General features: G+C 67.7%; 19 protein-coding genes. 5 read left to right on the top strand and 14 right to left on the bottom strand.

The features are described 5' to 3' along the window. Window positions 1-61: 61 nt before the first annotated feature. Window positions 62-2659 carry an ABC transporter permease gene (locus GWK50_RS11055; RefSeq protein WP_162016559.1) on the bottom strand — a complete coding sequence of 866 codons (2598 nt, stop codon included), beginning with the start codon at window positions 2657-2659 and terminating at the stop codon, window positions 62-64. Window positions 2660-2803: 144 nt separating this feature from the next. On the opposite strand from GWK50_RS11055, the gene GWK50_RS11050 reads away from it, so the two are divergent. Further along, entirely contained in the window at window positions 2804-3232 is a 429-nt protein-coding gene (locus GWK50_RS11050; RefSeq protein WP_162016558.1) for an Hsp20/alpha crystallin family protein, read from the top strand. A 25-nt stretch (window positions 3233-3257) separates the two neighbouring features. Here GWK50_RS11050 and GWK50_RS11045 read toward each other — a convergent pair whose 3' ends face one another. From GWK50_RS11045 to gdhA, 4 genes are all read right to left on the bottom strand, one after another. Then, window positions 3258-3908 carry an ABC transporter ATP-binding protein gene (locus GWK50_RS11045; protein WP_162016557.1) on the bottom strand — a complete coding sequence of 217 codons (651 nt, stop codon included), beginning with the start codon at window positions 3906-3908 and terminating at the stop codon, window positions 3258-3260. Beyond that, window positions 3905-4912 (bottom strand): tRNA (adenosine(37)-N6)-dimethylallyltransferase MiaA, encoded by a 1008-nt coding sequence (gene miaA, locus GWK50_RS11040; protein WP_242455356.1) that lies wholly within the window; start codon window positions 4910-4912, stop codon window positions 3905-3907. The genes GWK50_RS11045 and miaA overlap by 4 nt, the downstream gene beginning before the upstream one ends. Continuing rightward, the gene (locus GWK50_RS11035) at window positions 4890-6143 is read right to left on the bottom strand and encodes a multidrug effflux MFS transporter (protein WP_162016555.1); all 1254 of its coding nucleotides are present in this window, start codon (window positions 6141-6143) and stop codon (window positions 4890-4892) included. The genes miaA and GWK50_RS11035 overlap by 23 nt, the downstream gene beginning before the upstream one ends. Window positions 6144-6231: 88 nt before the next feature. After that, complete coding sequence (gene gdhA, locus GWK50_RS11030) at window positions 6232-7575, bottom strand: NADP-specific glutamate dehydrogenase (protein ID WP_162016554.1); 1344 nt, start codon at window positions 7573-7575, stop codon at window positions 6232-6234. A gap of 239 nt (window positions 7576-7814) precedes the next feature. Here gdhA and GWK50_RS11025 point away from each other — a divergent pair, with 239 nt between their 5' ends. Together GWK50_RS11025 and GWK50_RS11020 are read left to right on the top strand one after the other, a co-directional pair. After that, complete coding sequence (locus GWK50_RS11025) at window positions 7815-8984, top strand: glycerophosphodiester phosphodiesterase (RefSeq protein ID WP_162016553.1); 1170 nt, start codon at window positions 7815-7817, stop codon at window positions 8982-8984. A gap of 87 nt (window positions 8985-9071) precedes the next feature. Continuing rightward, on the top strand, window positions 9072-9326 hold the full coding sequence (locus tag GWK50_RS11020; RefSeq protein WP_162016552.1) for a hypothetical protein: 255 nt from the start codon (window positions 9072-9074) through the stop codon (window positions 9324-9326). A 56-nt stretch (window positions 9327-9382) separates the two neighbouring features. Here the strand turns inward: GWK50_RS11020 and mutL are convergent, their stop codons facing one another. Then, entirely contained in the window at window positions 9383-11314 is a 1932-nt protein-coding gene (gene mutL, locus GWK50_RS11015; protein WP_242455355.1) for a DNA mismatch repair endonuclease MutL, read from the bottom strand. 58 nt (window positions 11315-11372) lie between these two features. Between mutL and GWK50_RS11010 the strand changes: the two genes are divergently transcribed. Beyond that, a complete protein-coding gene (locus GWK50_RS11010) occupies window positions 11373-12026 on the top strand; it encodes a DedA family protein (RefSeq protein WP_162016550.1) in 654 nt (217 codons plus the stop codon). Between the two features lie 39 nt (window positions 12027-12065). Here the strand turns inward: GWK50_RS11010 and GWK50_RS11005 are convergent, their stop codons facing one another. The 3 genes from GWK50_RS11005 to tsaE are packed head-to-tail and all read right to left on the bottom strand — an operon-like array spanning window position 12066 to window position 14877. Next, window positions 12066-12908 (bottom strand): OmpA family protein, encoded by an 843-nt coding sequence (locus GWK50_RS11005; RefSeq protein WP_162016549.1) that lies wholly within the window; start codon window positions 12906-12908, stop codon window positions 12066-12068. A gap of 32 nt (window positions 12909-12940) precedes the next feature. Then, a complete protein-coding gene (locus tag GWK50_RS11000) occupies window positions 12941-14365 on the bottom strand; it encodes an N-acetylmuramoyl-L-alanine amidase (RefSeq protein WP_162016548.1) in 1425 nt (474 codons plus the stop codon). Beyond that, on the bottom strand, window positions 14362-14877 hold the full coding sequence (gene tsaE / locus GWK50_RS10995) for a tRNA (adenosine(37)-N6)-threonylcarbamoyltransferase complex ATPase subunit type 1 TsaE (protein ID WP_162016547.1): 516 nt from the start codon (window positions 14875-14877) through the stop codon (window positions 14362-14364). The genes GWK50_RS11000 and tsaE overlap by 4 nt, the downstream gene beginning before the upstream one ends. A gap of 12 nt (window positions 14878-14889) precedes the next feature. Here tsaE and queG point away from each other — a divergent pair, with 12 nt between their 5' ends. After that, on the top strand, window positions 14890-15957 hold the full coding sequence (queG, locus tag GWK50_RS10990) for a tRNA epoxyqueuosine(34) reductase QueG (RefSeq protein ID WP_162018088.1): 1068 nt from the start codon (window positions 14890-14892) through the stop codon (window positions 15955-15957). A 56-nt stretch (window positions 15958-16013) separates the two neighbouring features. On the opposite strand, the gene GWK50_RS10985 is transcribed toward queG, so the two are convergent. The 5 genes from GWK50_RS10985 to GWK50_RS10965 form a co-directional block, all read right to left on the bottom strand. Continuing rightward, window positions 16014-16622 (bottom strand): GDSL-type esterase/lipase family protein, encoded by a 609-nt coding sequence (locus tag GWK50_RS10985; RefSeq protein WP_207105602.1) that lies wholly within the window; start codon window positions 16620-16622, stop codon window positions 16014-16016. A 59-nt stretch (window positions 16623-16681) separates the two neighbouring features. Continuing rightward, window positions 16682-17587, bottom strand: a complete 906-nt coding sequence (locus tag GWK50_RS10980) for an AEC family transporter (protein WP_162016546.1) — start codon at window positions 17585-17587, stop codon at window positions 16682-16684. 18 nt (window positions 17588-17605) lie between these two features. Next, the gene (locus tag GWK50_RS10975; RefSeq protein WP_162016545.1) at window positions 17606-18016 is read right to left on the bottom strand and encodes a DUF1850 domain-containing protein; all 411 of its coding nucleotides are present in this window, start codon (window positions 18014-18016) and stop codon (window positions 17606-17608) included. An 8-nt stretch (window positions 18017-18024) separates the two neighbouring features. Then, a complete protein-coding gene (locus GWK50_RS10970) occupies window positions 18025-20070 on the bottom strand; it encodes a TRAP transporter permease (protein WP_162016544.1) in 2046 nt (681 codons plus the stop codon). Between the two features lie 104 nt (window positions 20071-20174). Then, complete coding sequence (locus tag GWK50_RS10965; protein WP_162016543.1) at window positions 20175-21134, bottom strand: TAXI family TRAP transporter solute-binding subunit; 960 nt, start codon at window positions 21132-21134, stop codon at window positions 20175-20177. Window positions 21135-21146 lie beyond the last annotated feature (12 nt).

Here is a 21146-nt window from a genome sequence, read left to right as displayed (position 1 = left end):
ATGTTGGACGCTATCCGGTTGGTCAATAGCAGTCAATCGGAAAGACCCCGGCAGTCTGGACCTACCAATCCTCCTTCACCGCCAACACCGCATCCCGCCCCGCAGCCGCCCGCCCGGCCACCCAGGCCGTCACCGTGCCCGCCAGCACCACGGCAGCGCACAGCGCCAGCAGCCGCCCCAGCGGTACCCGCATATCCATGGTCCAGTGAAAGCTCTGTGGGTTGACCACATGCACCAGCACCACCGATACGGCCAGGCCCAGCAGCAGGCCGGCGGCGGCGCCCACTCCTGTCCAGGCGGCGCCTTCGCCAGCGACCACGGCCAGAATCTGGCGGCGCGTGAGGCCCAGGTGGGCGAGCAGGCCGAATTCCTTGCGCCGCGCCAGCACCTGTGCGCCAAAGCTGGCCGCCACGCCGAAGAGGCCTATGCCAATGGCCACAGCCTGCAACCAGTAGGTGACGGCGAAGCTGCGGTCGAAGATGCGCAGCGAGCGGGCGCGGATGGCGTCGGCCGACACCAGCTCCAGCCGGGGCGCGCCGTCCGCCGTGCCGGGTGGCAACAGCGCCTCGATGGCCTGGCGCAGCGTGGCGCTGTCGGCGCCCGGCTGGGGCCACAGAGCCAGGTCGCTGGGGCGGGCGTCGCCGGTCAGGCGCTCGTAGTCGGCCAGGTCCAGGGCCACGGCGCCGCTTTGGCGGGCATAGTCGCGCCACACGCCTGCTATGAAAAAGAGAGCGTCTTGCGCTTGCCCATCTTGCCCTGGAGCCCTAAAAGACCTTGAAAGTGCAGGCCAGTCCATGCCAGGCTGCAGGCCGTACAAATCCACCACCGCCTCGCTGATATAGATGCCCATGCGCCCCGGCGGTACGGGGAGCGCGGCGTCCACCAGCGGCAGGCGCTGGGCGGGGTCGCTGCCCAGGGGGCGGGCCAGCAGCGTGAGGGCGGGGCGTGCCGGATCCAGTTGCACCGGGCTGGCGCGCAGGGGCTCCACACGCTGCACGCCGCTCAGGCGGGCGACGTCTTGCGCCAGTGTGGCGGGCAGCAGGGCGGCATCGCCCCCGGCAGCTTGTAGCGACGAGCGCAGGTACAGCGGCGCGGGCAGCACGGCATCCAGCCATTGCATGACCGAGCCGCGAAAGCTGGCCACCATCACGGTGAGCGCCACGGCCAGGCTCAGGCTGGCCACCACGCCGCCAATGGCGATGGCGGCGCTGCCGCGCATGCGCCGCGCGCGTTCCAGTGCCAGCAGGGGCAAGGCGCGGGATGCCGCCAACGGGTGCAACAAGCGCAGCAGCAGGGCCACGGCCCAGGGCAGCAGCGCCATGCCACCCACCAGCAGCAGCCCCACCGACACATAGGCTGCTATCGGCACGCCCGCAATCGGTGGGGCCAGTGCCAGCAGTGCAGCGGCGGCCAGCAGCGCCAGGCCAGCGGTGGCCCGGTTGGGGGCGCTGGCCGCCTGGCCCAGGCCCTTGAGGGTTTGCGCTGGGGGCAGGGCTTGCGCGTTGCGTGCGGGCCACCAGCCGCCCGCCAGCGCCGCCACCAGGCCCAGGCTGCCGTACAGCAGGGCGGTGGCGGTGCTCCAGCGCAGCGCGGGCTGCACACCGGCAAAGTAGCCTCCGCCCAGGTCGCCGCCCAGCAGGTGCAGCGCGGCCTGGGCCAGCAGCGTGCCCAGGGCGATGCCTGCCACGCTGCCCGCCAGCCCCAGCAGGCCCGATTCGAGCAGCACCAGCGCCAGCCGCTGCCCTGGCGTGGCACCCAGCACCGCCAGCAGCGCAAACTGCGGCGCGCGCTGTGCCACGCTCAGCGCCAGCACCGAAAACACCAGAAACGCCCCTGTGAACAAGGCCACCAGCGCCAGCACCGTGAGGTTGACGCGGTACGCGCGCGACAGCAGGCTGATGCGCTCGGCGACATCCCCCGGCTGCACCGCCATGGCGTGGGCGGGCCACCAGGGCTGGCTGCGCAGCGCCTGCGCGAAGGCGCTGCGGTCGGTGCCGGGCTGCAGGCGCAGGTCGATGCGGCTGAGCGCGCCGCCGCGCCCGAACAGGTCTTGCGCGGCGCCCAGGTCCATCACGGCCAGGGCGCTGCCGCCGGCTGCCACGCTGCCAGCCACGCGCACCACATGGCTCTGGCTGCCTGCCTGCAGCACCAGTGTGGGGGCGGGCTGTGCCGCCTGCGTGGGCAGGCCCAGCGCCTGGAATGCCGCCGCGTTGAGGAACACGGTGGCGGGCTCGAACAGCGCAAACCGCTGGCTGCCATCCCAGGGCCGGGGCATGAGGGCGGGGGCCATGCCGGGCAGCACCAGGGCGTCGGCACCCAGCACGCGCAGCGGGGTAGCGGTGCCGCCGCTGGCGCTGCGCGTCATGGCGGTGAGCTCCAGCACCGGGCTGGCCTGGCGCACCTGGGGGTGCGTGGCCAAGGGGGTGTACAGGGCCTCATCCAGCGCGCCCTGCATGGCGCGCACCTCCAGGTCGGGCTGGCCGTTGACGCTGCGCACCGCCTGGGCAAATTCATCGAGCGCCGAGCTGTTGATGAGCTGCACGGCAAACGCCAGCGCAACGCCCAGCATCACCGCCACCACGGCCGCCGCACTGCGCCAGGGGTGGTGGCGCAGTTCCTGCCAGGAGAAGGTGCGCAGCAAGGTCCACATGGGGCGCATTGTGCGGGCGGAATGTGCCCTGTGCAGTCCGTGGGGTTGGCCCTTGAAAACAGGCACCCCCGATCCCACACTGGAAACCAGAAGCCGCTGCACCAGCGGCCCCTTCGCAAACCCTCCCAACCTGTAGTGACAAGGAGCTTGACCATGAACTCTCTCGTATCGCGCGGCAGCCTGTTCGATGACTTTTTCAAGGACATTGCGCCCGGCTTCTACGTGCGCCCGCTGCATGGCGACAGCCTGCCTGCGCCCTCGCAGATCAAGGTGGACGTGAAGGAAACCGAGGGCGGCTACACCGTGCAGGCCGAGGTGCCAGGCGTGCCCAAGGAAGACATCCATGTGTCCGTCGAAGGCAATGTGGTGAGCCTGCGCGCCGAGGTGCGCCAGCTCGACCAGAAGACCGAGGGCGAGAAGGTGCTGCGCTCCGAGCGCTACTACGGTTCGGTGGCCCGCAGCTTCCAGCTGCCCGCCGACATCGACGCCGCCCAGGCCAAGGCCAAGTACGACAACGGCATCCTCACACTCACCCTGCCCAAGAAGTTGAACAACAGCTCACAGCGGCTCAACATCGAGTGAGCTGTCGCGCCGCGGCTCCGGCCTGTCAGCCGACGATGCCGCTGGCCGTGAGGTGCAGCACCCGGTCGGCGCGTGCTGCGGCGCTGGCGGAGTGGGTGACCAGCACCAGCGCCGCGCCCTGTTCGCGCGTCTGCGCCACCAGCACCTCCATTGCGCGCGCCGCCGTGGTGGGGTCGAGGTTGCCGGTGGGCTCGTCGGCCAGCAGCAGGCCGGGTCGGTGCACCAGGGCGCGGGCGATGGCCACGCGCTGCAACTGCCCGCCGCTGAGCTGCTGCGGCAGCCGTGGGCCCAGGCCCTGCAGGCCCACGGCGTCCAGCATGGCTTGCACCCGTGCGGCGTCGGGGCGGCCCAGCAGCATCAGCGGCAGGGCCACGTTCTGCGCCACGTCCAGGTGCGGCAGCACGTGAAAGGCCTGGAACACAAAGCCCACCTGCGCACGGCGCCACAGGGCGCGTTGGGCGTCGTCCAGCAAGCCCAGGTCGGTGCCTCCGTGCACGATGCGCCCGGCATCCCAGTGGTCCAGCCCCGCCATGCAGTTGAGCAGGGTGGACTTGCCCACGCCCGAATCACCCACGATGGCGACAAATTCACCCGGCGCAACGGTGAGGTGCACGTTCTCGAACACCGTGGCCTCGCCATAGCGCTTGGCCAGGCCGTCCACCACCAGCAGGCTCATGGTGTGCGTCCATCCAGCCGTGCCAGCACGGCGTGCACCAGGTCGGCCACAGCGGTGGGCCGGTCGCAGGCGATGGTGTGGCGCTGGGGCATGCCGCGCAGCCAGGTGATCTGGCGCTTGGCGAGTTGCCGCGTGGCGGCAATGCCGCGCTCGCGCAGCAGGGCGGTGTTCAATGGTGTGCCCTCGGGGCGCGTGGCCTGAAAGTCCAGTTCCTCCCACACTTGGCGGTAGCCCACGCAGCGCATCGATGGCAGGTCGGCGTGCAGGTCACCGCGCGCGCGCAGGGTACGCACCTCGTCCACAAAGCCCGAGGCCAGCATGGCGTCAAAGCGCTGGGCGATGCGCTCATGCAGCCAGGCCCGGTTGTCGGGCTCCAAGGAAAAAAGGGCTCCAGCGCTTATGGGGCTTGCGCTGTCAGCTATTTTTTTGATAGTGTGAAAGCTCGACAGCGGGCGGCCCGACACCTGCCACACCTCCAGCGCGCGCTGGATGCGCTGGCTGTCGCCGGGCGCCAGGCGGGCGGCGGTGACCGGGTCCACGCGCGCCAGCTCGGCGTGCATGCCGGGCCAGCCGATCTCGGCGGCCTGGGCTTCGAGCTGGGCGCGCACAGCGGGGTCGGCAGCGGGCATGTCGTCGATGCCGTCCAGCAGCGCCTTGAAGTACAGCATGGTGCCGCCCACCAACAGTGGCAGCGCGCCGCGCGCGCGGATCTCGGCAATGAGCCGGGTGGCGTCCTGCACGAACTCGGCGGCGCTGTAGGCCTGCAGCGGGTCGTGGATGTCGATCAGGTGGTGGGGCACGCAGGCCAGTTCCTGCGCTGTGGGTTTGGCGGTGCCGATGTCCATGCCCCGGTACACCAGGGCGGAATCGACGCTGATGATTTCCACCGGCATGCGCTTGCCGATCACGGCGGCCAGGGCCAGGGCCCCAGCGGTCTTGCCCGAGGCCGTGGGGCCTGCCAGGGCAAGGGCTTGCGGGGCATCAACGGGGTTCACGCGGCTCACGCGGTTCTCCAAATTTCTGTACCAATGTCCAGGCGATGGCGGCCAGCAGCACGGACCAGAACCACACCCCATGCACCAGCGGCCACACCGTGCCGTCCAGGTGCGTACCTACCCAGCCGCCAATGGCAAAGGCGGCCAGCATCATCATGAAACCATTGAGTGCAGAGGCCACGCCCGCCGCCTGCGGAAACGGCCCCACGGCGCCCGTCTGCCCACAGGGCTGGTGGATGCCGTGCCCCAGCATGAACAGGTAGAACGGCGCCAGCAACGCCCAGGGCTGGTGCCAGCCCATCCAGGCCACCAGCGCCATCAACGTGCAGCCGCCCAGGCTCAGGCCACCTGCCAGTGCCACCGTGCGGCGCAGGCCGTGGCGTGCCAGCAGGCGGCGGCAAACGAAGGTGCCCACAAAGTACGCCAGCGCGGTGGACAGCAGCACCCAGCCGTATTGCGTGCGCGACAGGCCCAGCACCTCGATGAACACGAATGAGGACGCCGCCAGGAAGGTGAACAGCCCGCCATAGGCCGCCGTGGTCAGCAGCGAGAACGCCCAGAACGTGGGGTGGCGAAGCACGGTGCCCCAGGTGCGCAGCAGCATGCCGGGCTGCAGGGCCTGCGGGTTGGGCCGGGCCAGTGTCTCGGGCATGCGCAGCGCCACCAGGGCCAGCGTGGCCACGGCGTAGGCGGTGAGCGCCAGCAGCGCCGCGCGCCAGCCCAGCCATACCGTCAGCAGCCCGCCCAGTGGGGCGCACAGGCAGGCCACCAGGCCCAGGCCGGTGAGCGCCTTGGACATGGCGCGTGCCCCGGCCAGCGGGGTGTACAGGTCGCGGACGATGGCGCGCGCGCACATCACCACCGCGCCCATGGCCGCGCCCTGCGCGGCGCGCCAGGCGATCAGCAGCGCCATGGACGGCGCGAAGGCGCTGGCGAGGGACGCAGCGGTGTAGATGCACAGCCCCGCCAGCAGCACTGGGCGGCGGCCAAAGCGGTCGGACAGCGGCCCCCACACCAGTTGCGAGCAGCCAAACGCCAGCAGCAGCGCGCTGAGCGTGAGCTGCCCCGTCGCCACGCTGGCGCCCAGGTCGCGCGTGAGCGCGGGCAGGGCGGGCAGGTACAGATCGGTGGTGACGGGCTGGATGGACAGCAGCAGCGCGAGCACCACGATGGCCAGTCCCTGGGACACGGCCACGGGCGGGGCGGCTGCGGGAGGGGCGGAATCGGAGCGGGCAGACATATCCGTTTGAGCGTACCAGATGCGGGCGCGCAAGCCGGGCGCAAAAAAAGGGGCCGAAGCCCCTTTGCCGTTGGTGCGTGCGGGACGCTCAGATCACGCCCTGCGCGATCATGGCGTCGGCCACTTTCACGAAACCGGCCACGTTGGCACCGTCGATGTAGCTGACCGAGCCATCGGCACGCTTGCCATACTTCAGGCAGGCGGCATGGATGCCTTGCATGATCATCAGCAGGCGGTTGTCCACTTCTTCAGCCGTCCAGCTCAGGCGCATGGCGTTCTGGCTCATTTCCAGGCCCGAGGTGGCCACGCCACCGGCGTTGGATGCCTTGCCGGGCGCATACAGCACGCCTGCGGCCTCGAAGGCCTTGGCGGCTTCGATGGTCGAGGGCATGTTGGCGCCTTCGGCCACGCACAGCACGCCGTTCTGGATGAGCGTCTTGGCGTCGTTCTCGTCCAGTTCGTTCTGCGTGGCGCAGGGCAGGGCCACGTCCACCTTGACGTGCCAGGGGCGCACGCCGGCCTCGAACTTCACGCCGGTGCGCTGGGCATAGTCGCTCACGCGGCCATAGTGGTGGTTCTTCACGTCCATCAGGACGGCCAGCTTCTCGGGGGTGAAACCGTCCTCGTCGATGATGGTGCCGCTCGAATCCGACACGGTGATGACCTTGGCGCCCAGCTGCATGGCCTTTTCCACGGCGTACTGCGCCACGTTGCCCGAGCCGGAGACCGACACGCGCAGGCCGTCAAAGCTGCGGCCGCGGGTCTTGAGCATTTCGTCAGCGAAATAGACCGTGCCGTAGCCAGTGGCTTCGGGGCGGATCAGCGAGCCGCCGAACGACAGGCCCTTGCCGGTGAACACGCAATCGGCGCGGTTGCTGAGCTTCTTGACCATGCCGGCGATGAAGCCCACCTCACGACCGCCCACGCCGATGTCGCCCGCGGGCACGTCGGTGTCGGCGCCCACGTGGCGGAACAGCTCGCTGGCGAAGGCCTGGCAGAAGCGCATGATTTCAGCAGGGCTCTTGCCCTTGGGGTCGAAGTCCGAGCCGCCCTTGCCGCCGCCCATGGGCAGCGTGGTCAGCGCGTTCTTGAAGGTCTGCTCGAAGGCCAGGAACTTCAGCACCGACAGGTTGACCGAGGGGTGGAAGCGCAAGCCGCCCTTGTAGGGGCCGATGGCCATGCTGTGCTGGATGCGGTAGCCACGGTTGACCTGCACCGTGCCGTGGTCGTCCACCCAGGACACGCGGAACATGACGATGCGCTCGGGCTCCACCAGGCGCTCCAGCAGGCCGTGATCGGCATAGCGCGGATGCTTTTCGATGAAGGGCCACAGGCTCTCCATCACTTCGGTGACCGCCTGGAGGAATTCAGGCTGGCCGGGGTTGCGCTGTGCTACCTGCTCCAGGAAGCTGCCTACGGACTCGTACTTCATATCAGGGCCTATGTGGGTGGAAAAACGCGGGCAATGCGGCACCGCAGCACGAAATTATGCCAAAAGAACATGGGAAAATGCACCAAAGCTATGCACGAATACCTGATACGGTGCAAAGAATGCACGAAAAATGTGCGTTGGTACGGGTATGCGATCTGTTTTGGTGCGGTGGCGCGGGGTCACGCCGCTGTCACGGGGCGGCGGCAGAGTGGGCGATTTTGATCGGAGGAAAACCCCCTATGTCCCCATTCCATACCAAGGTCGGCCTGCTGGCGCTGGCCTCCATCGCGCTGCTGACCGCCTGCGGCGGCGATGGTGACGACGCGTATCCCACCCTCACCGGCGACAAGCCCCTGGTGCTGGGCCACCGTGGTGCCAGCGGCTACCTGCCAGACCACACGCTGGAAGGCTACAAAAAGGCGATTGAACTGGGGGCCGACTTCATCGAGCCCGACCTGGTCGCCACCAAGGACGGCGCGCTGATCGCCCGCCACGAGCCCAACATCACAAGCACCACCGACGTGGCCCAGCGCCCCGAATTTGCCGCGCGCAAGACCAAGAAGGTGGTTGATGGCGTCGAGGAGGAGGGCTGGTTTGCTTCTGACTTCACCTTGGCAGAGATCAAGACCCTGCGCGCCGTTCAGCCGCTGGCCGAGCGTGACCAGAGCCACAACGGCAAGTACCCCATCCCCACGCTCGAAGAAGTGCTGGACCTGGCCAAGACCGAGGGCGCGCGCGTGGGTCGCACCGTGGGTGTGTACCCCGAAACCAAGCACCCCACCTACCACGGGAACCTGGGGCTCAAGCTCGAAAACCGCCTGCTGGCCGTGCTGGCCAAGTACGGCTACACCAGCAAGACCTCGCCCGTGATCGTGCAGTCGTTCGAGGTGTCCAACCTCAAGTACCTGCGCACCAAGACGCAGGTGCGCCTGGTGCAACTGGTGGATGCCGACGACGTGAAGCCCGACGGCAGCATGTCGCTCGTGGCGCCCTACGACAAGCCCTACGACTTCGCCGTGGCGGGCGACCCGCGCACCTTCGCCAGCCTGCTCACGCCGGAGGGGTTGAAGGAGGTGAAGACCTACGCCGACGGCATCGGCCCCTGGAAGCCCTACCTGATCCCCTCGAAGCAGGTGGACGCCAACAACGACGGCAAGCCCGACGACCTGAACGGCGACGGCAAGATCGACGAGCGCGACCGCGTGATGCTGCCCCCCACCGCCGTGGTGAAAAACGCCCACGCCGCCGGCCTGTTCGTGCACGCCTACACCTTCCGCAGCGAGGCACGTCGCCTGGCCTCGGATTTCAAGGGCGACCCTAAGGCCGAATACAAGCTGTTCTACGACCTGGGGGTGGACGGCGTGTTCAGCGACTTCCCGGACCACGCCAAGGCGGCGCGGGATAACTGAGAGGCCGTCGGCGAGGTGCATGTGCAAAGGCCCGCGACTGCGGGCCTTTGCATTCATGCAGGTACCGGATGATTCATACTGCACTTCATGCACAGTGCGATCTGCTTGTTATTGATAGCCGCGTCAGTGGTTGCGGGTCTCTACGGCTGCATGTTGGGCATTGCCGCGTTGAAGCACATGCATGAATCCACCGAATCGGACAGGACGTATGGTTGGACGTTATGGTGGTTTTTGGAAGCTTCTCGCTACAACGACACTGGTAAAAAGATGTGCCGCCAAGGAGCCATAGTTTTCTTCAGCGGGATAGCCTTGGCGATCCTCGGCTGGAGTTGCTTGGTCTGACCCTGAATAGCCAATCACGTGGGGTTTGCTTGGCCACTCCAGTGCATCCTAGTTGGCTATCTCCCACGCAAAAACAACCCGTCCAGCTCTTTCATCGTGAGCTGGCGCCAGGTGGGCCGGCCGTGGTTGCACTGGTCGCTGCGCTCGGTCACCTCCATCTGGCGCAGCAGGGCGTTCATTTCGTCCAACGTGAGCTTGCGGTGGGCGCGCACGGCGCCGTGGCAGGCCATGGTGGCCAGGATTTCGTTCTTGGCGCGCTGCACCACGGTGCTGGCGTCGTGCGCGGCCAGGTCGGCCAGCACGCTGCGCGCCAGCTCCACGGCGTTGCCGTGGGCGAGCTGGGTAGGCACGGCACGCACGGCCAGGGTGCGCGGGGAGAAGGGCGAGACCTCCAGGCCCAGGTGCAGCAGGGTGTCGACATGGGCCTCGGCCGTGGCCACCTCTTCGGGCGTGGCGGCGAAGGTGGCGGGGATCAGCAGCGGCTGGCTGGCGATGTGCTGGCCGGTGTCGGCCTGGGCCTTGAGCCGTTCATAGACGATGCGCTCGTGCGCCGCGTGCATGTCCACCAGCACCATGCCGTGGGCGTTCTCGGCCAGGATGTACACGCCGTGCAATTGCGCCAGTGCGCGGCCCAGGGGCCAGGGCTGCTCGGCGGCGGGGGCGCTGGGCAAGGCGGTTTCAGAGACCATGGCCGACGCTTCGGTCGGCTCGGGCGTGGCCAGGGCCGCTGCCGCCGGCATCCAGGGTGCCGGTTCCAGGGCCGGGCTGGCGCTGGCGGGGCTGGGCGTGCCCCACAGCGCCCCGAGGTCGGCCACGCGGTGGCCTGGACGATCATCAAATTTCATAGCTGCCTGCGCTTGCCACATGGGCGTTGCAGGCACTTTTTGCTCTAAAAATGAGGCCGTGGAAGGCTGCGCTGGCGCCTCGGCGGGCGCCGCCAGCGCCTGGGCACGGGGTGCGGCCAGGGCATTTTCCACAGCGTGGCGCACGGCCTGGTGCACCTCGCGGCTGTCGCGAAAGCGCACCTCGATCTTGGTGGGGTGCACGTTCACATCCACGCGCGCCGGGTCGATCTCGATGTAGAGCGCATACACCGGCTGGCGCTGGCCGTGCAGCACGTCCTCGTAGGCGCTGCGTGCGGCGTGTGTGACCACCTTGTCGCGCACGAAGCGGCCGTTGACATAGCAGTACTGCTGGTCCGCGCGCGAGCGTGCGGCGTCGGGCAGGCCCGCGCGGCCGGTCACGGTGATGGCGCCTTCGGTGTGCTGCACGGGCAGTGACTGGGCCACAAAGTCCTCGCCCAGCACGTCGGCCAGGCGGCGGGCCAGGGCGTCCTGCACATCCCCCTGGCCGGGCAGGAAGGTGGCGCGCCACTGCTCCACCAGCTTGCCCTCGTGCCAGATGGCAAAGCCCACATCGGGCCGCGCCAGCGCGTGGCGGCGCACGGCCTCCACGCAGTGGGCCAGCTCGGTGGCGTCGGTCTTGAGGAACTTGCGCCGCGCGGGGGTGCTGAAGAACAGCTCCTTCACCTCCACGGTGGTGCCGCTGCTGCGCGCCACAGGACGCAGTTCGCCGCTGCGCGCGTCCAGCAGATAGGCGTGGGGCTGGTCGGCAGGGCGCGAGAGCAGGGCGGTTTCGGACACCGATGCAATGGCTGCCAGCGCCTCGCCCCGAAAGCCCATGGTGGCCACGGTTTCCAGGTCGTGCAGGTTGGTGATCTTGCTGGTGGCGTGGCGGCGCAGGGCGACCGGCAGCTCGGCCTGGGGGATGCCGCAGCCGTCGTCCTCCACGGCGATCAGGCGCACGCCGCCGGCGAGCAGGCGCACGGTGATCTGGCTGGCGCCGGAATCGAGCGCGTTGTCCACCAGTTCGCGCACCACCGAGGCGGGGCGCTCCACCACTTCGCCGGCAGCGATCTGGCTGATGAGTTCGTCGGGCAGGTCGCGGATGGGGCGGCGCGCCGGAGGGTTTGCAGGGGTTTGGGTCACCTGCCGGATTCTAGGGGCCGTGGCTGGGGATAATGCGCCCCAATCCTCTGAGAGCCCCATGGAAATCATTGCCTTCCTGATCGACTTCATCCTGCATGTGGACAAACACCTCGAAGCCTTCGTGGCCGCCTATGGCGTGTGGGTGTATGCGCTGCTGTTCATCATCGTGTTCGTGGAAACGGGCGTGGTCGTCATGCCCTTCCTGCCGGGGGATTCGCTGCTGTTCATCGTGGGGGCGCTGTGCGGCGCGGGGCTTATGGACTACGGGCTGGCCGTCACCGTGCTGTTGGTGGCCGCCGTTCTGGGGGACCAGTGCAACTACTCGATCGGCCGCTACTTCGGCCCCAAGGTTTTTGGCTGGGAGAACTCGCGCTGGTTCAACCGCCGTGCCTTCGACCAGGCGCACGACTTTTACGAGCGCTACGGCGGCATCACCATCGTGCTGGCGCGTTTCATGCCGTTCATCCGCACCTTTGCGCCCTTTGTGGCGGGTGTGGCCGCCATGGGGCGCAGCAAGTTCACGGCCTACAACGTGGGGGGCGCGCTGCTGTGGGTGCTGGGCATCTGCACGGCAGGTTACTTCTTCGGCAACCTGCCGTGGGTGCGCGAACACCTGGACAAGATCATCTGGGCGCTGATCATCGTGCCGGGCCTGATCGCCATTTTTGGCGCCTGGCGCGCGGGGCGGCAGGGCAAGGTGGCAGCGGGTTGAAGCTGCTGTGGCGCCAGAGCGCAGCACCCGCGCCGTGGCTTACTGCTTGACCAGTTCCACCCGCCGGTTCTTGGCGCGGCCTGCGTCGGAGTCATTGCTGGCCACGGGGGCCAGCGACGATACGCCATAGCCCTTGAGCCGGTCGGCCGCAATGCCGTAGCGTGCCACCAGGGCCTGCACCACGGCTTCGCCGCGCGCCATGGAGAGCTTCATGTTGCTGTCCATGCCGCCCACGTTGTCGGTGTGGCCCACCACGTTGAGCTTGAGCGTGGGGTCTGCCTTGAGCATCTTGGCGATTTCCACCAGGGCGGCGTCGGATTCGGGCTTGACGATGGCCTTGCCGGTGTCGAAGTAAATGCCGTACACCGTGGCGTGGCCGGTGGTCTTGATGTCGTTGCCCAGCACCAGCGCGGTGGTGCGCACTTCCTGGGCCATGCGCTGCTTCTCGATCAGGTTCACGTGGTACATGCCGTTGTTGGCGCCGGACACTTCGGCCCAAATGTCGGCGTCCTTGTGCGGAATGTGCACCACGGCGTACTGCGTGCCGCCGTCTTCGAACTCGTACACCGCCTTGCCGCCCAGGGCCTTGGCGGCGTTGACGTAGTTGCGTGTAATTTGCAGGCCGCTGGGCTGGGTGATGCCGCTGTTGGCGTAGTAGATGACCTTGAAGTAGCGGCCTTCCACCGTTTCGGTCTTGCCTTGGGCGATGGGGAAGTCGTGCTTGCCAAAGGCCAGCTCGTCGTAGCGGTTGATGTGAAACCCCTGCATGCGGGTGAAGACCGAGGGGTCCTTGCTGCCCTTGGCGTCGGGCTCGGCGCGGGCGGCGGTGCACAGCAGGGCAAGGGTCAGCAGGGGCAGCAGCAGGCGCAGCAGGGCTTTCATGGGAGGTTTTCCTGTGGGGCGGGAGGATGAATTTACACCGTGCGGCTGCGTGCCAGCGGTGGGTTCTTGGCAAAGTAGCGCACGATGCCGCGCATCAGCGCGTCGGCCAGTTGCTCCTGGTAGGCGCTGGTGCGCAGCTTGGCTTCTTCCTGCGGGTTGCTGATGAAGGCGGTTTCCACCAGAACGCTGGGAATGTCGGGCGCCTTGAGCACGGCAAAGCCGGCCTGTTCCACGCGCGGCTTGTGCAGCTTGCCCACGTTGCCGATTTCGCCCAGCAGCACGCCGCCCAGTTGCAGGCTGTCCTTGATTTGTGCCGTGGTGCTCATATCCAGCAGGGCACGTTGCACCTCGCGGTCCTTGGCGCGCACGTTGAGGCCACCCACCAGGTCGGCCTGGTTTTCCTTGTTGGCCAGCCAGCGGGCCGCTGAACTGGAGGCCGCGCCCTGGCTCAGTGCAAACACGCTGGCACCGCGTGCATCGGGGTTGGTGAAGGCATCGGCGTGGATGCTCACGAACAGGTCGGCCTGCACGCGCCGGGCTTTCTGCACGCGGGTGGCCAGGGGCACGAAATAGTCGCCGTCGCGTGTGAGGTAGGCCCGCATGGGGTTGCCGCCCACGGTGGTGGCGTTGATGCGCTCGCGCAGCATGTGGGCCACCTTCAGCACCACGTCCTTCTCGCGCGTGCCGCTGGGGCCCACGGCGCCGGGGTCTTCACCGCCGTGGCCGGGGTCCAGGGCAATGATGATGAGGCGATCGGTATGGGGTGTGGGCCGGGGGGTGATGGGGGGCGGTGCCGCCGGTGCGCTGGCGATGGCGGGGGCTGGGGGCTTGCGCTCGGTTTCGGTGCGGGCGATGAGATCGCCCAGCGGGTCGGTCAGCTCGGCAGTGGAGGGAAGGGCCAGGGCGTGCCCGGTGGGGGACGAGGCTTTGGGTGGTGGGGTGTCTGCGCCCATGTCGCGCAGGCGCTCGGCAATCAGCGCTTCGAGCGGATCGATGGCTTTCTCGGGATACAGGTCGAACACCAGCCGGTGGCCATAGGCGGCCACGGGGTCGAGCGAAAAGACCTGGGGCTGCGCGGCCTGCTTCAGATCCACCACCAGGCGCACCACGTTGGGGGTGTTCTGGCCCACGCGGATGCCTGCGATGTTGGGGTCGTCGGGCCGCACCTTGGCCACCAGTTCGCGCAGTTCGGGGCTCAGGTCAATGCCTTCGATGTCCACCGCCAGGCGCGGCGGGTCGCTCACAAAGTGCTTGCGCACGCGCAGCGGCTGGTCCGATTCGAGCGTGACGCGCGAGTACTCTGGCGCAGGCCACACACGCACGGCCACGATGGTGGCGCCGCGTGCAATGTGCTGCGTGCCCAGCAACAGCACCAGGGTGCCCGCCCGCAGCAGCGCACGCCGCGTGGGGGCAGCGGCGGTTTGCGTGGCATGGCGGTGGTGCAGCGCAGGCGTCATGGGTGCAATCCTTGCAGCAGTTGCTGGCCCAGGGGCGTGTGCGCGTGCAGGGTCACGCGCCGCGCCTCTTCGTCCAGTGCTTCAATGAAGATAGCAACATCCGCAGCAGGGATGAGCGCTGCGGCCTTTTCTGGCCATTCTGCCAGCTTGAGGCCGGGGCTGGCAAACACGTCGCGAAAACCGGCGTCTTCCCACTCGCGCGGGTCGTTGAAGCGGTAGAAGTCGAAGTGCCAAATATTCAGGCCCGGCGCTTCGTGCGGCTCGACCACGGCGTAGGTCGGGCTCTTGATGCGGCCCTGCACGCCCAGCGCGCGCAGCAGGTGGCGTACCAGCGTGGTCTTGCCCGCGCCCAGGTCGCCGTGCAGGGTGAGGAAGGCGTTGGCCAGCAGCGGCTGCGCGGCCAACTGGCCCGCGAACGCAGCCGTATCGTCCTCACTGTGCCAGGTGGCTTGTTGCGTCGCCAGCGCGGGGGGGCTTTCTACAATCGGGCGATGGTGGTCGGCAGCAGTCAATGGGTTCCTCAAATTCAGCAGTGGGCGCGCGAGCTGGGATTCTCCCAAATCGGCGTGGCCGGCGTGGATCTCTCGTCCGCGGAGGAGGGGTTGATGCAATGGCTGGCCCAGGGGTTCCATGGCGAGATGCATTACATGGAAGCGCACGGCCTCAAGCGCGCGCGCCCGGCCGAGCTGGTGCCGGGCACGGTGAGCGTGATCACGGCGCGCATGGACTACCTGCCGCGCGACACGCCCATCGATGTGCCGCCGGGCTGGCAGGCCATCGAGTTCGAGCGGCTGTGGCGCCCGGATGAAGCCATCGTCTCGGTCTATGCCCGGGGGCGGGACTACCACAAGGTGCTGCGCGCGCGGCTGCAAAAGCTGTGCGACCGCATTGCCGAGGCGGTGGGGCCGCTGGGTCACCGCGTGTTCACCGACTCGGCCCCGGTGCTGGAGGCCGAGCTGGCCCGGCGCAGCGGCCAGGGTTGGCGCGGCAAGCACACGCTGGTGCTCAACCGCGAGGGGGGCTCGATGTTCTTCCTGGGCGAGATCTACGTGGACATGCCCCTGGAACCGAGCGAGCCCGTGACGGCGCACTGCGGCTCATGCCAGGCCTGTATCGACGTGTGCCCCACGCAGGCCATCATTGCCCCCTACCGGCTCGATGCGCGGCGCTGCATCTCCTACCTCACCATCGAGCATTCCGGCCCCATCCCGCTGGAGCTGCGGCCCTTGCTGGCCAACCGCATCTACGGCTGCGACGACTGCCAGCTCGTCTGTCCGTGGAACAAATACGCCCGGCCCAGCCAGTTGCCCGACTTCGACGCGCGCGCGGGGCTCACGGGCCAGCAACTGGTGCACCTGTTCGCGTGGGACGAGGCCACCTTTCTGCGCCAGACCGAAGGCGGGCCCATCCGCCGCATCGGCCACGAGCGCTGGCTGCGCAACATTGCGGTGGCGCTGGGCAACGCACTGCGCGGTGCTGACGCCACGCAGGCCCCGCTGCTGCGTGCAGCCCTGCAGACACGCGCAGCGCATGACAGCGCCCTGGTGCGCGAGCATGTGGCCTGGGCATTGGAACAAAGAAAATTTGAATGAAAATGGCTTCAAGCGCTTTATCTATAAGCGATGCAAGCTATCAAAAATATAGCAAATCAGTGGACGAGAAAGCCGCTGTCCCGCAGCGTTTTCACCAGACCCTGCGCAAATTCTGCGTAGCCTGTCGCATTGGCATGGATCTGGTCGGACCGCAGGCGGGCATCGGCCAGCACGGCAGACCAGCCTTTGCGGTGCAGCGGAATCTTCAGTTCGTCGGCGATGTCTGCATACAGTGCGTGGTCGCTCAGTCGGCCTGCGGCGGCCAGCAAGGACAGCTCGGGCACGGCCACCAGCAGCACCTGGGCCCCACTGGCGCGGACCAGCTCGCAGATCTGGCGCACCTGTGCGCGGGTGGTGCTGGCGCCCTGGCGGCGCAAAAAATCGTTGCCGCCGATGCTGACGACCACCAGCGCCGGCTGGTGCTGCTGCAGCAGACCGGGCAATCGCGCCAGTGCCTGTGTGGAGGTGTCGCCCGGTACGCCAGCATTCACCACCTTCCAGCCGGTCAGGCGCTGCAGCACGGCCGGGTAGGCCGTGTCGGCAGATGCGCCCACGCCCGAGGTCAGCGAGTCGCCCAGCGCCAGCACCGTGGCATCGCGCGGCACGGCCTGCGCACGCGGCGCCTTGCGGCCGCAGCCCGCCAGCGGCAGGAATGAAAGGAGCATCAGGCTGCCACAGACCCGGCGTCGGCCCGGCGACACCATTGCTGGCCGTGCGGCATGGCTCACCGCAGCACCCCCAGCGCCAGCGGCAGGCTCGCCAGTCCCAGCAGGGTGGACAGCGTGACCAGGCCCGCCACATACGGCCCGTTGTAGCCCATGCGTGCGGCCAGCACGTAGCAGCTCGACGCGGTGGGCAGGGCCGAGAAGGCCAGCAGTACGGCAGTCTGCGTGGTATCCAGCCCCAGCGCGCGCGCCAGTGCCCAGGCCAGCAACGGCAGCAGCAGGTGGCGAATGCCCAGCACCGCAGCCGACAGCATGCGCGCCTGCTGCAACTGGCCCAGTTGCATGCCTGCCCCGGCGGCCATCAGGCCCAGCACCAGCGAGGCCGCGCCCACGCGCTGCACGGTGGGCTCCATCCAGCCGGGAATCCGCACCCCCAGCAGGTTGCAGGCCAGGCCGGCCACAGTGGCCAGGATCAGGGGGTTGCGCAGCAGTTCGCGCACAAAATGGTGCTCGCCCTGGCGCGCCATGGGCCACACGGCGGCCACGTTGAGCAGCGGCACGCACACGCCGATGAGCACGGCAATCATCTGCAGCCCCTGGCTTCCCGCCACACGCTCGGCCAGCGCCAGGCCAATGAAGGAGTTGAAGCGAAAGGCCACCTGCGCAGCCGCTGCGTGCTCGCGCGCGCCCAGGTGCGTGCGCAGGCCAGGCAGCCTGGGAAGGGCGTAGGCCAGGGCAATGCCGCCCAGGCTCAACAACAGCCCGGCGGCCATCAGGCCCGAGGCCTCACCCAGGTGGATGGGGCTTTTGACGATGGACTGGAACAGCAGCACCGGGAACAGCAGGAAGTACACCAGGCTCTCCACCGGCTGCCACACCGAGCGGTTGAGCGCCGTGTAGCGGCAGATGAGGTAACCGGCAAGGATGATGCTGAAGTCCGGCAGCAGCAGTTGGGCGTAGTTCAAGGTGTGGGCAGAGAGTGGTCAGGAGGCCGCGCAGGCCCACAGGCGCGTGGTGTGGCCGTCGGATGTCAGCCAGTACCCCAGGGGCTGGCAGGCGCCTTGCGGGCAGAGTTCGTAGTCGGCCGTGAACTCCGAGCGCGTCAGGGTCAGCTCGGTGTGGGTGGTCTGCGCAGGGTGGTAGTGGTACCAGCCGCCGCGCAGGCGTGCGCCGGGCGGCGGCTCCATGCCTGCGGCCGAGCCTTGCACACGCGCCGCCGTGGCCTGCAGTACCGGCGCCGCGCCGGGCGCAGGGGCGGGTAGTACGGCGTAGTCCTCCTCCCAGCGCACTTTTTCGATGGAATGCGTCCAGGCCAGGGTGAACTGCGTGCCGGGCACGAACACCGGCGCTGCCGCAGATGCCGCAAGTGCGAGGCACAGGCCCAGGGCTGGCATGTGCTGTGTCAGGCCGGCTGCGCGGCCCGCTGGCGCTTGCGCCAGACATGCCAGACCAGGAACAGGGAGACCGCCGCCAGACCGATTTCGTCCGTCAGCGGCACGGCTACCACCAGGAAGCTGGCCGAACCGATGGCCACACAGCGCTCCAGCCAGTTCAGCGGCCCCAGCAGGAAGCCGATGGCACCCGCGCCCCACATGCCGATGGCCACCAGCGCCTTGAACACCACCCAGGCGGTGGCCAGCCAGTCGCCGCCCTGCAGCATGAGTGCAGGGCTGTACACGGCCATGTAGGGAACGATGAAGCCCGCAATGGCGATGCGCACCGCCTGCAGCCCGATCTTGAGCCCGGACTCGCGTGCGATGGGCGCCGCGGCAAAGGCTGCCAGGGCCACAGGCGGCGTCAGGTCGGCCATGATGCCGAAGTAGAAGACAAACATGTGCGAGACGATCAGCGGCACGCCCAGTTGCAGCAGCACCGGCGCGGCGAGCGAGCTGGTGATGATGTAGTTGGGAATGGTGGGAATGCCCATGCCCAGCACCAGGCAGGTGACCATGGTCAGGAACAGCGCCAGGAACAGGCTTTTCTCGCCCACCGCGATGATGCGCCCGCCCAGTTCGGCCGCCACGCCGGTGAGGTTGATGACACCGATGATCACCCCCACCAGCGCGCAGGCAATGGCCACGGGCAGCGCGTGGCGGGCGCCGTCGGCCAGGGCGGTCACGGCCAGTTGGCGGGCATCCTGCCCGGTGCGGCGGATGTAGGTCAATGCCACCAGCAACGCGACGACCACCATGAAGGTGCCCACGCCAAAGTGAAAGAACCCCCCACAGGCCAGGCCCAGCAGCACCCAGAACAAGCCACGCAGCGTGAGACCCTTGACCCCGCTGATGACGGCCGCGCCAAAGATCAACACCACCGTGAGCGCCAGCCCCACCGTGCCCGAGAACATGGGCGTGTAGCCGGAGAACAGCAGCGCCACCAGCCCGGCCAGCGGCAGCAGCAGGTACCAGCGCTCGCGCACGGCCGTCCAGGGGTTGGGGCATTCGTCCTTGGGCAGGCCCATCAGGCCCTTGCGCCCAGCTTCCAGGTGCACCATCCAGAAGGCGGTGAAGAAGTACAGAATGGCTGGGATGACGGCGGCCTTGACGATGTCCACATAGGGCACATTGATCGTTTCTGCCATGATGAATGCGACGGCGCCCATCACCGGCGGCATGATCTGCCCGCCCATGCTCGCTGTGGCTTCCACGCCGCCCGCAAACGCGGGGCTGTAACCAAAGCGCTTCATCAGCGGAATGGTGAACTGGCCGGTGGTGACCACGTTGGCCACGCCCGAGCCGTTGATGGTGCCCATCAGCGCCGATGAAATCACCGACACCTTGGCCGGGCCGCCGCGCGTGTGGCCCACGGTGCCCAGCGCAAAGTCGTTGAACAGGCGGATCATGCCCGCCTGTTCCAGAAAGGCACCGAACAGGATGAACAGGAAGATGTAGCTGGATGACACATACGTGGGCGTGCCGTAGATGCCTTCGGTGCCAAAGGCCAACGTGCTCACGATCTGGTCGATGCCAAAGCCCCTGTGTGCCAGCATGCCCGGCAGGTGTTGGCCGAACAACGCATACAGCAGGAACGTCGCGCAGATCAGCGGCAGCCCCCAGCCCATGGCGCGGCGCGCGGCCTCGAAGACCAGGAGCACCAGCGTTACGCCAACGACCCAGTCCATGGGGATGAGCTCACCTGCGCGCTGCGTCAGGTTGGCCTCGTACACCCAGTGGTACAGGCTGAAAACAAAGCCTGTGATCCCCAGCACCCAGCCCAGGATCCGGCCCCAGCGTGCCAGGGTGGGCGATGCGTTTTTGAAGGGGGGCGACAGCGCAAATACCATGAGCAGCACAAAGCCCACATGGATGGCACGGATCACCTGGCTGGACAGCGGATGGAAGGCTGCCATCCAGAGCTGATAGCTTGAAAAAAGGATGGCCACCCCGAACAGCGCACCGCGCAGTGGGGAGCCATGGCTGTCGGGTTGCGTTGGGGGCGCAGCGGTCATCGGCGTCTCTTGAAGTCAAGACAAAGAACGGCTCTGACAGGGCCGTTTCCATGGGAGCCCCCCGGCAGGGGGATGCGCCGGGGGGAGGGGCTCGCTGGGGTTGCTTACTTGATCAGCCCCACTTCCTTGTAATAGCGCTCCGCACCTGGGTGCAACGGCACGGGCATGCCCTTGATGGCGTTGTCGCGTGCAATGGCCTTCGCGGCATTGTGGGCGGCGTGCAGTGTGTCCAGGTTCTCGTACATCTGCTTGGCCATCTGGTAGGCCAGCTCGTCGGAGACACCACTGTGCGTCACCAGAAAGTTGGGAATGGCGGCCGTGGGTACGTCCTGCGTCTGGCCCGTGTAGGTATTGGCTGGAATCACCGCGCCTTGGTAGGCCGCATCACCCACCTTGGCCACCACATCGGCAGGTACCGGAACCACCACGATCTTGACGGCTGTGGCCAGGTCACGGATGGAGGCCACGCCCAGGCCCGCCGACTGCAGCGTGGCGTCAAGCTGGCGGTTCTTGATCAGTTCCACCGACTCGCCAAAGGGCAGGTATTCCACCTTGGCCAGATCGGCGTAGCTCATGCCGGCGGCCTTGAAAATGGCGCGCGCGTTGAGTTCTGTGCCCGACTTGGCCGCGCCCACCGAAATGCGCTTGCCCTTGAGATCGGCCAGCGTCTTGATGCCTGCGTCGGCATTGGCCACGATCTGGATGTAGTTGTTGTAGGTGGCGGAAAGGCCCCGCAACTTGTCCAGCTTTTTGGGGAAACCGGCCTCGGCGTCGCCCTTCCAGGCATCGGACAGTGCATCGCCCAGGGTGAAGGCCAGCTCACCGCGCCCGGCCTGCAGCAGATTGAGGTTCTCGGCCGAAGCCTTGGTCACCTGCGCAGTGGCGCGTGCATTGGGAATGGACTTGGCATACACCTGCGACAGTGCTACCCCGAGCGGGTAGTACACGCCGCTTTGGCCGCCCGTGAGCACGTTGACAAACTGCTGTTGTTGGGCGTGGGTCACCGAGGCCATGGCGACGGCCCCCAGTCCCAGACACAAGCTGATTTTCTGAATCCAGCGCATTGTTTTGTCTCC

Origin of the sequence: Acidovorax sp. 210-6 (assembly GCF_010020825.1) — a bacterium.
In the GTDB taxonomy this organism is placed as follows: Bacteria; Pseudomonadota; Gammaproteobacteria; order Burkholderiales; family Burkholderiaceae_C; genus Simplicispira; species Simplicispira sedimenti.
This window is presented reverse-complemented; position numbering and strand designations above follow the sequence as displayed.

What these genes read in the sequence shown, in the direction of transcription:
- GWK50_RS11055 (WP_162016559.1), bottom strand. Translation starts at nt 2,659, where the DNA reads ATGCGCCCCATGTGGACCTTGCTGCGCACCTTCTCCTGGCAGGAACTG.
- GWK50_RS11050 (WP_162016558.1), top strand. Translation starts at nt 2,804, where the DNA reads ATGAACTCTCTCGTATCGCGCGGCAGCCTGTTCGATGACTTTTTCAAG.
- GWK50_RS11045 (WP_162016557.1), bottom strand. Translation starts at nt 3,908, where the DNA reads ATGAGCCTGCTGGTGGTGGACGGCCTGGCCAAGCGCTATGGCGAGGCC.
- GWK50_RS11035 (WP_162016555.1), bottom strand. Translation starts at nt 6,143, where the DNA reads ATGTCTGCCCGCTCCGATTCCGCCCCTCCCGCAGCCGCCCCGCCCGTG.
- gdhA (WP_162016554.1), bottom strand. Translation starts at nt 7,575, where the DNA reads ATGAAGTACGAGTCCGTAGGCAGCTTCCTGGAGCAGGTAGCACAGCGC.
- GWK50_RS11025 (WP_162016553.1), top strand. Translation starts at nt 7,815, where the DNA reads ATGTCCCCATTCCATACCAAGGTCGGCCTGCTGGCGCTGGCCTCCATC.
- GWK50_RS11020 (WP_162016552.1), top strand. Translation starts at nt 9,072, where the DNA reads ATGCACAGTGCGATCTGCTTGTTATTGATAGCCGCGTCAGTGGTTGCG.
- GWK50_RS11010 (WP_162016550.1), top strand. Translation starts at nt 11,373, where the DNA reads ATGGAAATCATTGCCTTCCTGATCGACTTCATCCTGCATGTGGACAAA.
- GWK50_RS11005 (WP_162016549.1), bottom strand. Translation starts at nt 12,908, where the DNA reads ATGAAAGCCCTGCTGCGCCTGCTGCTGCCCCTGCTGACCCTTGCCCTG.
- GWK50_RS11000 (WP_162016548.1), bottom strand. Translation starts at nt 14,365, where the DNA reads ATGACGCCTGCGCTGCACCACCGCCATGCCACGCAAACCGCCGCTGCC.
- GWK50_RS10985 (WP_207105602.1), bottom strand. Translation starts at nt 16,622, where the DNA reads ATGCTCCTTTCATTCCTGCCGCTGGCGGGCTGCGGCCGCAAGGCGCCG.
- GWK50_RS10975 (WP_162016545.1), bottom strand. Translation starts at nt 18,016, where the DNA reads ATGCCAGCCCTGGGCCTGTGCCTCGCACTTGCGGCATCTGCGGCAGCG.
- GWK50_RS10970 (WP_162016544.1), bottom strand. Translation starts at nt 20,070, where the DNA reads ATGACCGCTGCGCCCCCAACGCAACCCGACAGCCATGGCTCCCCACTG.
- GWK50_RS10965 (WP_162016543.1), bottom strand. Translation starts at nt 21,134, where the DNA reads ATGCGCTGGATTCAGAAAATCAGCTTGTGTCTGGGACTGGGGGCCGTC.